We start from the raw sequence: 14,098 nt of genomic DNA on the forward strand, positions 1-14,098 counted from the left end.
ACGCTGTCGCAGGAGCTATAAGTCTCAGCGACCAGGCAACTTGAGGGAAACGAGATGCAATGTACTCGTCGGATGTGTCGCCGAGTAGGTCCTGTCGACGGATTTCCAGTTGTCTGACACGACAGCTCTTAGTTCTGCATCAGTGGGCTTCGTTGCTGGTCAGGTAGTTGCGGTTGCGGTGGTGTTGTTGTTCCAGCGGTGGTGGACCTGGGCGGTTTGGTGTCGGTGGCGACGACGTCAGGAGGACCAGTGCAGGAGGTGGGCCCAGGTCGGGGCGAGGCCGGGGCAGGACGGTGGCGAGCGACGGATCGCGGTCGATGATGCGGACGACGTCGCGTGTGGTGTAGCCGACTGCTTGGAGGCGATCGGCGAGGCGGGCCACCTCCTTCAACTCGCCCTGGCTGCTGGGACGGTTGCGGCGGGGGCGGGGCGGCATCGGCAGCAGTTCGAAGGCGTGATCTGGCGGTTCAGCGGGGCAAGGAGAACGGCGACAGCCACTGTGGGTGGCAGGCACGGAACTTGTGGGCCCCGCGGCTTACCAGGGGCCGTGGTAGACCAGGCCCAGGGTAAGGGCGGTCACTGCGGTGGCCAGGAACGCGACCCCGCCTACGATGTTGCGGGAGCCCACCCGCACGTGGGCGATGATGGCGCCGATGAAGTACAACACGAGGCCGGAGGCGGCGAGAGTTCCCAATAGCGGCACGGCGAGCCCGGCCAGCAACCCCACGGTGCCCGCTGCCAGCAATGTGCCCAGTACCGGCACATACTTCCGAGGTATGCCCTTCATGTCCGCCTGGGTCTTGGGGTATTCGTGGCCGATCAGGTAGGTGACCGCGGCGGCACCGTTGAAGACCGCGCCGAGGATGCTGACCGTAAGGAAGGCGATGAACACGTTCTCTCCGCTCTGCGGGGACAATGGTGCTGGGCGCCACGTTGCCGTGCGCGGGTGATCGTACATGTCCCCCCGGCGCAGGCAACTGGCCGTGCGTGCTGCTCGTTGTAGCTCAGCAGTCGGTCGACCTCACCCGCACGAAGCGCCACTCATACGCCCTCCACCCGTGCGCTGAGGCGTTCCAGGGTGCGCCGGCCCTCGCGCCGGACCCCGAGCGGGAAGAGCGCCGGCCGGCCGGGAATGCGCAGGCCACCGGTGAAGGCGACCAGGGTGCCGCCCGCCGTGGGCCTGGCGGCGATGCCCACTAGGACGAAGCGGCTCTGCAGCAGGCACCATCCGGGGCGCAGCACCCCGTCGAAGCGTGCCCGCAGACCGTGCTGGCTGGTGGCCACGCCTTCGATCCGGTCGCCGTCGGTCCGGGTCACCCGCAGCCGCCGGGTGTCGGGCACGATCTGGGCCAACTCGCCCTCCAAGTCGGCGAGAAGCGGCCAGACCTCGTCGAAGGGCGCGGCGACGACCCGTTCGACGACATGGGCCCCGCGTACGCCGGCGGCCAGGGTGTGCAGCCGCCCTACCGGGTCCAGGGCCGCGGTGGGCCAGTTGACGGTCATTGCGACCACGCCTTCCTGAAGGAGTCGCGCGCCCGGTGCAGCCGCGATTTGACGGTGCCAACGCGCAGCCCGAGCAGCCGAGCGGCCGACTGCTCGTCCAGCCCCTCCACATCGCGCAGCACGAGGACCGCCCGGTGCTCCGGGGAGAGCCGGGACAGGACGTTGCGAATGTCCGTGGCCAGCTGCGGGTCGCCGGGGCTGGGCAGTGTGTCGAGTTCGGCCGGGACCGAGCGGGCGGACCGCTGGGCCACGCGCAGTGCCTCACGGGCGGCGATCGCCCGCACCCAGCCGTGCAGAGCGGCTGGCTCCCTCAGGGAGCGCAGGCTGCGAAAGACCGCGACCAGCGTTTCCTGTACGGCGTCCGGACCCTCGTCCAGGGCGATGGGCGCGCAGATCCGACCGACGAACGGGGCGAGTTGGTCGAGCAGTTCGTTCATGGCGAGCGTGTCACCGCGCTGGGCGGCGCGCACCAGCCGTGACAGCTCGGTGCGGTCGGCGCGGTTATCGGGCACGGCTGAAGTCTGCCATCCGCTCGGCGGGGGCCGCCGTCGGCGAGGTGCGCCCCGACCGTACGACCAGGATCGCGCCGGCCGCCGTCACCAAGGACAACGGCGTGTAGAGACAGGCGTTGAGCCACTGGAAGGTGGCCCCGGCCCGCACGTCGAGGCCCGCGTCGACGCCGCACATCCACACCAGGCCGGCCGCGGCGCGGGCGGCGACTCCGGCGGCCACCGCCGTCGTCCCCGCCTGCAGCACACGTCCCCAGCGGTGCCCGCGGCCAAGGCGGACCCGCGCCTGCACTATGCCGGCCCCGGTCAACAGCAGCGTCGCCAGCGGCAGCAGATCACGCGGCGCGAAGGGGACGTCCAGGCCGAGCACGGCCAGCGAGAGCCCAAGGCGGTCCCGAGCCGGCCAGGTGGCTCCCGTGGCCCAGTAGAGGTGCAGCAGCCCGTCGAGGGCGAGAACGGTGGACACGGCTGCCGCGGCGCGCCGAGCGGTGCGCTCGCGCTTGCTGACTTTCTGCATGGTGACCTCCCCAAGGAACGCGGACGACGCGCTTGCGTCACTCTCCAGAGGAGCCGGAACCGCGATTCGTTCCACGGAACACGGTCCGCGTCGCTACCGGCCCGCGGCCCGTTTCCACCAAGAGATACGGCGACGGACGGCGCCGGGTACGGGCGAGCACGGTGCCGAGGCTGAGCGGGTGCCGTTCGGCCGCGGCCAGCCCGAGCATGCCGACGGCCAGCACGAACACGCAGTAGTGGAACTGTTCGACGACCGGTAGTGAGACAGTCATCGAGGTCCCGAAGCAGGCCAGCAGGCACGCGGCACCCAGCGCCGTGCGCCGCAGCTGGACGCCGAGCAGGAGGGCCGGGCCGAAAGTGGTCTCGCCGATGGTGGCCAGCACCGCGAGGGTCGGCGCGAGTCCACCGGGCAGGAACGAGGCCACTTGGCGGGTGTAGGTGGTGAAGTGTGCGAAGTGGCCCCAGTTCACGTTCGCCGACTCCGGCCCGTCGAAGACGCCGAACCGGTCGCCGACCGAGAACAGGAAGTCGGCGGCCATCAGGATCCGGACCGGGACACCCGTCCACGGGTACCGGCCCGCCAGCGCGGCGAATCCGCCGAGCACCACCAGCACCGAGACCCCGAACAGGTCGGCCCCGTGGGTGAGGAACCAGATCGACTTCACGCAGAGCGCCGCCCACAGGGCGGTGCGCACGAGGAGCTTCACAGGGGGGCTCCGGAGGTGACGGCACGAGCATGGAGATGGAGAGACCTGCGCGAGCGGACACTCCGTGTGAGGGCGGCCACAGCGTCGCCGGCCACCGCTGTAGGTGCCAAGCAGCACATCCGCGCTGGTCACGCTGCATGTTGGTACGCGTGCAGGATTCCACCGACGCGGTCGCGTCGGTGGACGTCGAGGTGGGTGAGCTGGCCGAGTTCGGTGATCGGTTAGGGCACAAGACGTAGCGGCGCGGCGTTGAGAGAAACGGCAGCGCCCCGCGCAGTGCCCGGCATGACAAGCTGGACTTCCACTGCCCGAACCCAGGAGGTCACCATGACTGCACAGTCGCCATCGCAAGAAGGTTCGGAGCCTATTGACGACGAAAGCCCTGCCCTGGCACCCGGCGATGACAGCCAACATGAGCTGAAGGACAAGTTTCGCCAGGCCCTGGAGCGTAAGCGCGGCACGCAGGCAAAGGCCGCGGGCCTCGCTGCGAACACCGATGCGTCGAAGGCCCGCGGCGCGCACGGCCCGGCTGCCGGCCGGCGCTCGTTCCGGCGAAAGAGCGGCGGCTGAGGTCAAACCGGCCGCCGGACGGGGACACCGCCCGGCGGCCATGCCAGTGTTGGTTGCGTGGGGTTGTGCCGGGTGCCGGAGCCGACGAACCCCCAACTTCCGCCAGCAACAACGCGGTGCTCTACGACATGCCCCGTGCCGAGCTGCGGCCCTCACGCGTGACGGCCCCTTTCACGACCGGCTCACCCGCTTCCCGGACGTACTGAGCGCGTTCGACAGGCTTCCGCGGGTTGTTGCGCAAACGTGGCCCCTGGCCTGACGTAATGGAGATGAAGACGCCCCGTCGTAGCCGCGCCAACAGCCCGCACTCTCGAGGATAATTCGCCATAGTTCCACGATGTTGGCCGTAGGGGCTCGCAACGGTGTCGCACAGTTAGGGCGTGACCTCATCGTTGAGCCGCCTGTTGCGGCGCTAGGTCGGGCCGCGCGGCCATTGCCCCACGTCCATGGGTACAGGCCGTGGCCGCGTCGGTGGGAGTGGTGCTGCTCGCCGGGTTGATCTAGATTCTTGGGCCCGGTGCGGGCTGGGTGCTGGCGCGCGTCGACGGCGTTACTTACGTCACGGCTACGGATCGCGCCCAACTGCTGGACGCGATCCGCAGCCGCGTACTGACGATCGCTACCGGGCTGGCGGCACTCGCGGCCGTCTACTGCACCGCCCGCAACGCCGACACCGCCAGCGCACCTATGAGGTCGGCCAACGCACCCTCACCCTTGCCGTGCAAAGCCATGTCACCGACCGCTACACCAAGGCCATCGAGCAGCCCGGAACTGCCGAACTCGCCGTCCGTCTGGGCGGCATCTACGCACTGGAGCACATCGCCCGCGACTCGGCCCGCGACCACTCCACCGTCGTGGAAGTCCTCACCGCCTTCGTCCGCGCAGCTCCTCCCTCAACAGGTTGTCTCAGTCGGCTGTTGGATGGACCCGAAGTCGTAGGCGTTCGCCCTGCGGCCCGAACATGATCAGGTATTCGACCGGCCCGCCAGGGCTGGCGTTGGCGACTCCGTGAGGGGTGCGGGTGTCGAACTCGGCGACTTCCCCGGCGGTGAGGACGAGGTCGTGGTCGCCGAGCGCCAGCCACAGCCGTCCGGACAGCACGCACAGCCATTCGTACCCTTCGTGGGACACCTGTCGTGGCCGTAGCGGCTGCTCGCCGGTTGCGGGCAGGACGTGCTTGTGGGCGTGCAGGCCCCCGACGTACCGGGTCAGCGGCAACACCGCCTTGTCCTCCACCGGACGCTGGGGCGAGGGGTTGGGCGGCTTCTCCGCCGTGGCGGATACGGTGCCGGCCAGCTTGTCCAGCGAGACGCCGTACTCCTTCGCCAGGAGCAGCAGCAGTTCCAGGTTCGGCTTGCGTCGACCGTTCTCGATCCGGGACAGCGTGCTGAGGGAGATGCCGGTCGCGCGGCTCACGTCGGTGAGCGTGACCCCGCGCCGCTCACGCGCGGCCCGCAGCCGTGGCCCCATGGCGACCAGCGCGCGAGCAATATCGTCGTCCGTCATCGGCCTCGCCCCTCTCCAGCCAGTCCCTGTGCGCAGTCGGCCAGCCTGCTAGTTTGCCAAATTGGCAACGCTGGTCGCATCTGCCAGGCGCCGCGGCGCATGATCGATGCGTAACTGCGGCCACCTGGGAGTCCAAGGAGAAGCCATGCATCAGCCCACACCATCCGCACAGCTGCGCCACCGCACCATCGACGCATCCGCCGGGCGGCTGCACCTGGTCGAGCAGGGCACCGGGCCGCTGGTCCTGCTCGTCCACGGCTTCCCCGAGTCCTGGTACTCCTGGCGTCACCAGCTCCCGGCACTCGCGGCGGCGGGATATCGGGCGGTCGCACTTGACGTGCGCGGCTACGGCCGCTCCTCGAAGCCGTCCGCGCCGCAGGAGTACCGGATGCGGGCTCTCGTGGATGACAACGTCGCCGTGGTGCACGCCCTGGGTGAGGAGACGGCGGTGATCGTCGGGCACGACTGGGGCTCGAACATCGCGGCAATCTCCGCCCTGCTCCACCCCGAGGTCTTTCGCGCGGTGGGCCTGCTGAGCGTTCCCTATGCCCCGCCCGGTGGCCCTCGCCCCAGCGATATCTTCGCGCAGATGGGCGAGGACCAGGAGTTCTACGTCTCGTACTTCCAGGAGCCGGGCCGGGCCGAGGCCGAGATCGAGCCCGACGTCCGGGGCTGGCTCGCGGGCTTCTACGCGGCCCTGTCCGCCGACACCATGCCGGCGCAAGGGGAGCCTGACCCGCACTTCGTCAGCAGCGGCGGAACGCTGCGCGACCGGTTCCCCAAGGACCGGTTGCCCTCCTGGCTCACCGAAACCGATCTCGACGTCTACGCCGGAGAGTTCGAACGCACTGGCATGACCGGAGCACTCAACCGCTACCGGAACATGGACCGCGACTGGGAAGACCTCGCCGACGTCAACGGCTTGCCGATCAAGCAGCCGGCCCTGTTCATCGGCGGAAGCTTGGACGCCTCCACAACCTGGATGGCCGACGCGATCAACGCCTATCCGGCCACACTTCCCGGACTGGTCTCCTCCCACCTGCTGGACGGATGCGGTCACTGGCTCCAGCAGGAACGCCCCGACGAGATCAACCGCCTGCTGACCATCTGGCTTGAAGCGGCGTCTTAGACGTCGTCTCATTTGGTGAGTCTGCGGTAGCAGATAAGGCTGCAGGCGATAGCGGTGAAGGCCAGGAAGTGCTCGGCCTTGCGTTCGTAGCGGCGGTGCAGACAGCGGCAGCCGCCCAGCCGGGACATCGTGCGCTCGATCGTCCAGCGGTGCCGGACGAGCCGGGTGGAGGACTCGAGCCTTGCGGGCGATGCGGTGCGGGATGCCTCGGTTGCGCAGCCAGCTGCGCCTGGAGAGGGACTGCAGGTCGTGGTTGCGCAACAGTTGCTGGCACTCGCGCCCGGCCTCGCATGATCTTTCGTACCGATGCCGCCGCAGCGATCGCGGGTTGAGCTTTACGCGGCCATCCGACGTGACGTCCCGCACCGGGACATCGAACCGTCGCGGAGACCCTGTGCCGACGAGATGGCGCGCGGGCCTCGCGGCATCGACTTCATCACGATTGACGGGAGCGCGCCCGAACACCCCAACCGCTCCAAGGCATTAGCCAAGACAGGGCCAGGCCGCCGGGAATTGCCGTCCGTTGCGGTGACCGCCATCTGGCGTTCATACCTGTCTCACCGCTCCGGTCGACCGTGCTTCCTAGCGTCCGTGAGTGCGCGCACCGCTGACCTGCCGCAGCCCGCTTTCAGGTTCGGAGCGCTGCTGTCCGGTCGGTGTGCGACTGCACCCGACGACGCGAAAGGCCCCTGGAATGTCCGAAGAACCCAAGCAAACCAGAATCTCTCGTCGCAACGCGCTCGGCCTGTTCGGCGCGACAGTGTCCGGCGCCGCCGCCGGGCCACTGGTCCTCGGCGCCGGAACCGCCGAGGCGGTCCCGGCGAAGTCGGAGGTCACCGGTCTCACCACCGGCTCGGCCACCACCCCCGTCCAGGGCCTGCACCTGACCTTCGGCGCCGACCCACGCAGCCAGATGGTCGTCTCGTGGGTCACCGACGCGGCCGTCAAGAACCCCCGGGTCGTTTACGGCACGCTGAGTGGCGGCTTCGGCTCCACAGTGCACGCGACGACGAAGACCTACGTGGACGGCACCTCCGGGCGGACCGTCTGGGTCCATCACGCGCTGATCAGCAAGCTCAAGGCCGACACCGACTACCTGTACGCGGCCCAGCACGACGGCGCCACCCCCGACGCCGGCACCTTCCACACGGCGCCGTCCGGCCGAGCTCCGTTCACCTTCACCAGCTTCGGCGACCAGGGTGCGCCCAGTGTGACGTGGAAGACCGGAGCGAACCCGGCCGACGCCTCGGGCCGGGACTTCGAGCCCAACGCCACGCCCGCCGCTGCCGACATCGTCACCGGCGTTGAGAAGGTCGGCCCGCTGTTCCACCTCCTCAACGGTGACCTCTGCTACGCTAACACCGGGCCCGACCGCATTCGCGTCTGGCACGACTTCCTCACCAACAACAGCCGCTCAGCGCGATTCCGTCCGTGGATGCCGTGCGCGGGCAACCATGAGATCGAGCTGGGCAACGGCAAGCTCGGTCTCGACGCGTACCAGACCTACTTCGAGCTGCCCTCGACCGAGACCCAGCCCGAGCTCGACAACCTCTGGTACTCCTTCACGGTCGGCTCGGTGAAGGTGATCTCCCTGCAGAACGACGACATCGCCCTGCAGGAGGGCGGCGACATCTACATCAACGGCTACTCCGGCGGTCGGCAGCTCGCCTGGCTGGAGCAGGAGCTCAAGTCGGCACGGGCTTCGAAGGCCATCGACTGGATCGTGGTCTGCATGCACCAGGTGATGATCAGCTCGGCGACCGCCGCGAACGGCCCCGATGTCGCGCTGCGCGCGGCGTACGGCCCGCTGTTCGACAAGTACGGCGTCGACCTGGTGGTCTGTGGCCACGAGCACGACTACGAGCGCTCGTTGGCGGTGCGTGGCGTCGTCCCCGGCAGCGTCACCCTCACACCCAACCCGAGTCAGACCGCACTCGACGTGATCGACAGTGCGCACGGCACGACGCACATGGTCCTCGGCGGTGGCGGCGTGTCCGGCATCACCAACAACAGCTTCACCACCGACGACGCCGACGGTCACGGGCATCACTCGGCATACGTCCAGATGGAGCACGTCGGCAAGTTCAACTCGGTCAAGGAGAAGGAGACGGCGGTCTGGATCGGCGTCCGCGACGCGGAGCATCCGTACGGCTTCGCCGAGTTCGCCGTCGACCCGGGCCGTCACCCCGGTGACATGACCCGCATCCACGTCACCTACTACAACATCATCACGCCCACTGGTGAGCTGTCGGTCTTCGAGAAGTTCACGCTCCAACGCCGTCGTAGTGATGGCGGCCACGGCCAGCACTGACCCACCGCGAATAGCAGCAGTAGTCGTCAACGCCTGGGGCCGGGACGTCGTCCCGGCCCCAGGCGTTGCCGGCCAGGAGCCCTTGGCGTGTGGGTCTCGAACACCAAATCGAGACGCGACATGCTCACGGCAGACCAACTCGCCGCACTCGGCATGAGATGGGCGTAGCGGTGGATGTCGAGGGCGAGGGTGGGTGTGTAGGTGGTTGATATTGACGTATCGCGAGCTCAGGTCACCTGCGAGGGTATTCGCCTGATAGGCCGAGTACCGTCGGAGCTCTCCTCGGAGATGGAGGCGTGGGCGCTGGAGCACGGGAAGGGAATCTGGTTCAGCCCTGCAGGCGACCTTTCTTGGCCAGACTTCGAGTTCGATCGAGGGGCCCAGCGCGCGGACGATACCGTCGTGAGCTGGGCCGTGTTCTTCAATACTGGGGACATCGCGGGATCCTCATGGGACATCAATCCAGGAGAGATCTGGCACCACTGGTAGGTCGCCCCCGCTTTGGATCGCAACTGACGGCTGTCGTGGCGAGTCGGCGGTAGCAGATGAGGGTGCAGGCGATGCTGGTGAAGGCCAGGAAGTGGCTGGCTTTGCGCTCGTAGCGACGGTGCAGACGCCGGCCTCCGGCGAGCCAGGCCATGGTGCGTTCGATGGTCCAGCGGTGCCGGCCCAGGCGTTGGTGGACTCCGTTCCCTTGCGAGCAATGCGAGGCGTGATGCCACGGGCGCATAACCATCGGCGCAGGTGGTCGTAGTCGTAGCCCTTGTCGCCATGGAGTTTGCCCGGCTTGCGGCGCCGGCGGCCGCGTCGGGAGCGGATCGGCGGTATGCCCTTCACCAGCGGGATGAGGGCTTGGCTGTCGTGCAGGTTCGCGGTGGAGATACCGACGGACAGGGGCAGACCGGTCCGGTCGGTGATCAAATGGATCTTCGAGCCGTACTCGCCCCGGTCTACAGGATTCGGGCCGGTCAGCTCCCCTTTTTCAGCGCGCGCATGTTCACCGAGTCGATGGCGTAGCGGGACCAGTCCAGCTCGCCGCGGACGCCGAGCTCGTCGGGGACCAGGCGGTGGAGCCTCGCCCACACTCTGGCCTTCGACCATTCCGTGAAGCGTCGGTGAGCCGTCGCTCCCGATGGCCCGAACAAGGCAGAGGGCAGTTGCTGCCAAGTGCAGCCCGAGGTGGCCACGAACACGATCGCAGCCAGGACTTCCCGGTCCCCGTGCCGACGTCTACCTCCTCCTTGCGGACCAGTCGGCGCCTCCGGCACCACCCGCTGAAACAACTCCCACAACTCGTCCGGCACCAGCCGCTCAACGATCTCCACATCCAGAGGCTATCGAACGAGCCAAATGAGATGGCCTGTTAATCGGCGCTTCTGCGGTAGCAGATGCGGGCGCCGGCGATACCGACGAAGGCGAGGAAGCGTTCGGGCTTGCGCTCGTGGCGACGGTGCAGGTGGCGGCATCCCTTCAGCCAGGACATCGTGCGCTTGGTCACCCAGCGGTGCCGGCCCAGGCGGCCGCAGTACTCCTTGCCGCGTTGGGCGACGCGGCACGATCTGCCGGCGTCGTAGCCAGCTGCGCAAGTGGTCGAAGTCGTAGCCTTTGTCTGCGTGCAGCTTGGCCGGGTGGCGGCGCCTTGGGCCGTAGCGGGAGCGGATCGGCGGGTTTGCAGCCAGCGGCGGGCGGTACCGGCGACCGCCCCGACCACCACGTCTCACGCCATCGGCCCGTCCAGTTGCTCCGCCGCCAGACTCACCGGTGGCAGCCACAGCCGCAGCCGTACGCCCTGCGGCAGCGGTTCGGCGGCCACGCCGCCGCCGTGCGTCTCGGCGATCTGCCGGACGATCGCAAGTCCGAGCCCGGAACCCGGCAGGGATCGCGCGGTCGGTGAACGGTAGAAGCGGTCGAAGACGAAGGGCAGGTCGGCCGCGGGGATTCCGGGCCCCTGGTCGCACACCGACACCGTGCCGTCCGCTGTCGTGGATACGGTGATCCGCCCGTTTTCGGGACTCCACTTTGCCGCGTTGTCCACAAGGTTGCCGATCGCCCGTTCCACCGCGTCCGGGTCGGCGTGCACCATGCACGGCGCCAGTTCCGCGGCGAACCGTAGCCGCGGCGAACGCGCCGCCGCCCGGTCCAGCGCCCGCCGGGCCAGCAGGTCGAGCCGGGTGTCCTCGGTGTGCGTCCGCACATCGCCGTAACGTCCCAGATCCACCAGGTCGTTGACGAGAGAGGTCAGCTCCGCGGCCTGCGTGCGGGCCTCGCCGAGCAGCGCGGGGGCCTGCGGATCGGCCAGGCCCGGGCCCTCGCCGAGCAGTTCCAGGTTGGTGGTCAAGCTGGTGAGCGGGGTGCGCAGTTCGTGCGAGGCGTCCGCGACGAGCCGCCGCTGCGCGCCCACCGACTCCTCCAGCGCCGCCATCATCGCTGCGAACGACCGGGTGAGGCGGGCTATTTCGTCCCGGCCGTCGGTGTGAAGACGGGCCGTCAGATCCTGTGTCGCCGTGACGTGTTCGACGGTATCGGTCAGCCGCCGCACCGGCCGTAGCACCCGCCCGGCCGCCAACCGCCCCGCCACCGCGGCCAGTAGGCAGCCGCCCGCGGTGATCCCGACCAGCAGCACAGCAAGCTGCCGCAGGGTGCTGTGCACGACCGCAGTTGGTACATAGGTGCGCACCAGACCACCGCGGCTGTCCGCCAACTGCGTGGTGTAGACGCGGTAGTGGTTGTCATCCCAGTCGGCGTCGTGGAAGTACGCGGGGTGAGTGCCCTCGGCGACCTGGACGTCCACGTCGCTGACGTCGACGAACCCGTCCGTCGGGCCTTTGGCGACCGGCGGCAGGACGAACTGCAGCGTCGTGGAGCCGACAGAGACCGGCTTCGTTGGGATGACGACCTCGTCCGGTCCCTGGCCGTCCTCCTCCGCCAGCGCGCTCTTCTGCTTGAACCTCTTTACCACCTGCGGCGCTTGGTTCGCGGCCGACAGCAACTCGGCGTCGCGGCGCTCGTTCAGGTTGACGCTCAGCGCCGGATACAGCACCACCGAGGCCAGCACCAGCGCAGCGAGCACCACCGCGGCGCCCGCGGACGCCAGCCTGTTGCGCAGGCTCACGGCTCCTCCCGCAGCACGTACCCGAGCCCGCGCACGGTCTGGACGAGCCGCGGCTCGCCGCCCGCCTCCAGCTTGGCCCGCAAGTAACTCACGTACACCCATAGGGCGTTGGATGACGGCCCGAAGTCGTAGCCCCAGACCGAGTCGAAGATCAGCGTACGGCTCAGCACCCGGCGCGGATTGCGCAGGAAGAGCTCAAGCAGCGCGTACTCCGTTCTGGTCAGGTCCAGAACGCGGCCGCCGCGGGACGCCCGGCAGGCGGAGGTGTCCAGCTCCAGGTCGGCGAAGCGCAGCATCTCCTGGTCGGCGCCGCTGCGCCGGAGCAGGGCACGGATCCTGGCACGCAACTCCTCCAGAGCGAAGGGCTTTGCCAGGTAGTCGTCCGCACCCGCGTCGAGGCCCGCGACCCGGTCGGCGACCAGGTCGCGGGCGGTGAGCATCAGGATGGGGGTGCGGTCCCCCCGGGCCCGCACCCGGCGGCACACCTCAAGGCCGTTCGGTTCCGGCATGAGGATGTCCAGCACCACCGCGTCCTGCCGCCCGGCGGCCAGCGACTCCAGCGCGGCGGTACCGTCCGCCGCGACGGTGACCTCGTACCCGTCCCGGGTCAGGGCGTGCGCCAGCGAGCGGCGCACCGCGTCATCGTCGTCAACCACCAGCACTCGCATGGCGCAAGGGTGCCTTACCGCTTGTCAGCGCGACGTCAGTTCGACTCGAGCGCGGGCGCCACGGTCGGCTTGCCGTCCCCGGGCTTCCCGTCTCCCGGTTGGCCCGGTCCGGGCTCACCCGGCTTGCCGGGAACCGGCTTGCACTCGCCGGGCTTGCCCTTGTTGTGCTTGCCGGACCTGCCGTCCTTCCTCGGCTTCCCGTCCTTCCCGGGAACCGGCTTGTCCTTGCCCGGCTTCCCCGGGGCCGGATTGGCCGTCACCTTCTTGAGCTGGATGATCGCGTCCGTGAGCTGCTGCGGGCTCACCCCGAGCTTGGCGGCGATCGCCGCGTACCCCGGGGTGGTCTCGTCGATGTGCCCCTTCGGGCCGGTGGCGAGCTTCTGCAGGGCGTCCAGCGCGGCTTGGGCCTTCGCCGTCGACACACCGAGGATCTTGGCGAAGTCAGCGGCGCTGAAGGCGGAGGCGCCGCCCTTGTCCCCCTTGCTGCCCGGGTCACCCGGCTTCGTACCGCCCGGCGCCTCCTTGAAGAGCTTCTGCAGCAGCGCCCGCGCCTTGGTCACGGGCATGCCCGTCTCCTTGGCGAAGGTCGCCACGATCTGGTCGGTGAGCTTGCCGCCGTTCGCGCCGAGTGCGATCTTGACGTTCCTGAGGGCGTTCTCCAGCTTGCTGTGCGGCTTGTCCGGCGAGCACTGGACGACGGTCTTGCCGTGGTCCGTGCTACCGGCCCCCTTGCCGTCGGACGTGCCGGCCGCTGCGGCCGAGCCCGATCCCACGGCGAGAACAAGAGCTGTCGCGGCGGCCAGCGCTGCGGTTGTGGGGCGCATCGTGCGCCTCCTTTCTGGTAGGTGCTGCCACCACACCAGCCGCCGCTTCAGGCCACCCGAGCCGGACCTTAGGACTGCCCTAGAACGGGCCTGATCCGCTTGGTGCTCCAGCCGTAGATCGTGATCTTCATGTCTGATTCGCGGCTTGCCGGCGGTAATGGCCGGCCCAGGCTCGGGCCTGATGGCGGCGTCTCCAGTGGGACCAACCGAGCCGGTGGGCCACATCGCGGATGGGCCGGCCGGCGAACGCGGTGAACAGGCGCTGGATCTCGTTGCAGGTGCGCGGGATCAGACCGTCCGGGGCGGGGTGACGGGCGCGTTCGTCGGCGCGGACGGCGGCGAGGAAGGCGTGAGCCAGCATGGCCAGGGTGACCCATCGGGACCACGAGGTGAAGCGGCGGACTTCGTGTTCATTGAGGCCGGCCAGGCCCTTTGCGGCCTGGAAGGTCTCCTCCACCCGCCATCTCGACCCGGCGACGCGTACCAGTGCGGTCAGGGGCACCGGGGCAGACAAGCAGCAGCGGTAGTAGACGAGTTCACCGGTGGTGCGGTTGCGACGGATCAGTAGCCGGTGGCTGCCAGGCCGCCTCCCGCAGCGATGGCCCTGGCACGACGCGTGGACACAGCTGTTCGGCCCCTTCCACCGCCCGCTCGAAAGGGCCGGAGGTCCCCGACCGCCCCGCCCGCCAGCCCGACCCAAGCTGAAATCGTGGAAAAGCTCGGCAGACCAGCGGATACCACCT

The 14,098-nt window shown here is 69.0% G+C and carries 13 protein-coding genes and 4 pseudogenes; 3 read left to right on the plus strand and 14 right to left on the minus strand.

The annotated features are described in order from the left end of the window. Positions 1 to 139: 139 nt before the first annotated feature. From ACWDA7_RS30150 to ACWDA7_RS30175, 6 genes are all read right to left on the minus strand, one after another. Positions 140 to 436: a hypothetical protein gene (locus tag ACWDA7_RS30150; RefSeq protein WP_450608058.1), complete on the minus strand. Its 297-nt coding sequence runs from the start codon at positions 434 to 436 to the stop codon at positions 140 to 142. Positions 437 to 535: 99 nt separating this feature from the next. Continuing rightward, positions 536 to 892, minus strand: coding sequence for a DoxX family protein (locus tag ACWDA7_RS30155; RefSeq protein WP_450608060.1), 357 nt, complete (start codon positions 890 to 892; stop codon positions 536 to 538). 149 nt (positions 893 to 1,041) lie between these two features. Further along, positions 1,042 to 1,503: a hypothetical protein gene (locus ACWDA7_RS30160; RefSeq protein WP_450608062.1), complete on the minus strand. Its 462-nt coding sequence runs from the start codon at positions 1,501 to 1,503 to the stop codon at positions 1,042 to 1,044. Continuing rightward, positions 1,500 to 2,015 (minus strand): RNA polymerase sigma factor, encoded by a 516-nt coding sequence (locus tag ACWDA7_RS30165; protein WP_450608064.1) that lies wholly within the window; start codon positions 2,013 to 2,015, stop codon positions 1,500 to 1,502. The genes ACWDA7_RS30160 and ACWDA7_RS30165 overlap by 4 nt, the downstream gene beginning before the upstream one ends. After that, positions 2,005 to 2,529: a DUF3995 domain-containing protein gene (locus ACWDA7_RS30170; protein ID WP_450608066.1), complete on the minus strand. Its 525-nt coding sequence runs from the start codon at positions 2,527 to 2,529 to the stop codon at positions 2,005 to 2,007. Before ACWDA7_RS30170 ends, ACWDA7_RS30165 begins: the two co-directional genes overlap by 11 nt. Positions 2,530 to 2,566: 37 nt before the next feature. After that, positions 2,567 to 3,235, minus strand: coding sequence for a hypothetical protein (locus ACWDA7_RS30175; protein ID WP_450608067.1), 669 nt, complete (start codon positions 3,233 to 3,235; stop codon positions 2,567 to 2,569). Positions 3,236 to 3,562: 327 nt separating this feature from the next. On the opposite strand from ACWDA7_RS30175, the gene ACWDA7_RS30180 reads away from it, so the two are divergent. Further along, positions 3,563 to 3,805: a DUF5302 domain-containing protein gene (locus ACWDA7_RS30180; protein WP_450608069.1), complete on the plus strand. Its 243-nt coding sequence runs from the start codon at positions 3,563 to 3,565 to the stop codon at positions 3,803 to 3,805. A gap of 906 nt (positions 3,806 to 4,711) precedes the next feature. Here ACWDA7_RS30180 and ACWDA7_RS30185 read toward each other — a convergent pair. Next, on the minus strand, positions 4,712 to 5,311 hold the full coding sequence (locus tag ACWDA7_RS30185) for a helix-turn-helix domain-containing protein (protein ID WP_450608071.1): 600 nt from the start codon (positions 5,309 to 5,311) through the stop codon (positions 4,712 to 4,714). Between the two features lie 145 nt (positions 5,312 to 5,456). Between ACWDA7_RS30185 and ACWDA7_RS30190 the strand changes: the two genes are divergently transcribed. After that, complete coding sequence (locus ACWDA7_RS30190) at positions 5,457 to 6,440, plus strand: alpha/beta fold hydrolase (RefSeq protein WP_450608073.1); 984 nt, start codon at positions 5,457 to 5,459, stop codon at positions 6,438 to 6,440. An 8-nt stretch (positions 6,441 to 6,448) separates the two neighbouring features. Here the strand turns inward: ACWDA7_RS30190 and ACWDA7_RS30195 are convergent. Beyond that, positions 6,449 to 6,668, minus strand: a pseudogene (locus ACWDA7_RS30195) (transposase); the annotation flags it as partial. Positions 6,669 to 7,134: 466 nt separating this feature from the next. On the opposite strand from ACWDA7_RS30195, the gene ACWDA7_RS30200 reads away from it, so the two are divergent. Continuing rightward, on the plus strand, positions 7,135 to 8,751 hold the full coding sequence (locus ACWDA7_RS30200) for a purple acid phosphatase family protein (RefSeq protein WP_351368483.1): 1,617 nt from the start codon (positions 7,135 to 7,137) through the stop codon (positions 8,749 to 8,751). 457 nt (positions 8,752 to 9,208) lie between these two features. Here ACWDA7_RS30200 and ACWDA7_RS30205 read toward each other — a convergent pair. The 6 genes and pseudogenes from ACWDA7_RS30205 to ACWDA7_RS30230 form a co-directional block, all read right to left on the minus strand. Further along, positions 9,209 to 10,070: pseudogene (locus ACWDA7_RS30205) on the minus strand (IS5 family transposase). 44 nt (positions 10,071 to 10,114) lie between these two features. Next, positions 10,115 to 10,436: pseudogene (locus ACWDA7_RS30210) on the minus strand (IS5/IS1182 family transposase); the annotation flags it as partial. A 32-nt stretch (positions 10,437 to 10,468) separates the two neighbouring features. Continuing rightward, on the minus strand, positions 10,469 to 11,863 hold the full coding sequence (locus ACWDA7_RS30215) for a sensor histidine kinase (RefSeq protein WP_450608075.1): 1,395 nt from the start codon (positions 11,861 to 11,863) through the stop codon (positions 10,469 to 10,471). Continuing rightward, entirely contained in the window at positions 11,860 to 12,531 is a 672-nt protein-coding gene (locus tag ACWDA7_RS30220; RefSeq protein ID WP_450608077.1) for a response regulator transcription factor, read from the minus strand. Before ACWDA7_RS30220 ends, ACWDA7_RS30215 begins: the two co-directional genes overlap by 4 nt. A gap of 35 nt (positions 12,532 to 12,566) precedes the next feature. Next, positions 12,567 to 13,355: a hypothetical protein gene (locus ACWDA7_RS30225; RefSeq protein WP_450608079.1), complete on the minus strand. Its 789-nt coding sequence runs from the start codon at positions 13,353 to 13,355 to the stop codon at positions 12,567 to 12,569. Positions 13,356 to 13,482: 127 nt separating this feature from the next. Continuing rightward, positions 13,483 to 13,941, minus strand: a pseudogene (locus tag ACWDA7_RS30230) (IS701 family transposase); the annotation flags it as partial. Positions 13,942 to 14,098 lie beyond the last annotated feature (157 nt).

The sequence above is a fragment of the Streptomyces sp. NPDC001156 genome, from assembly GCF_053598275.1.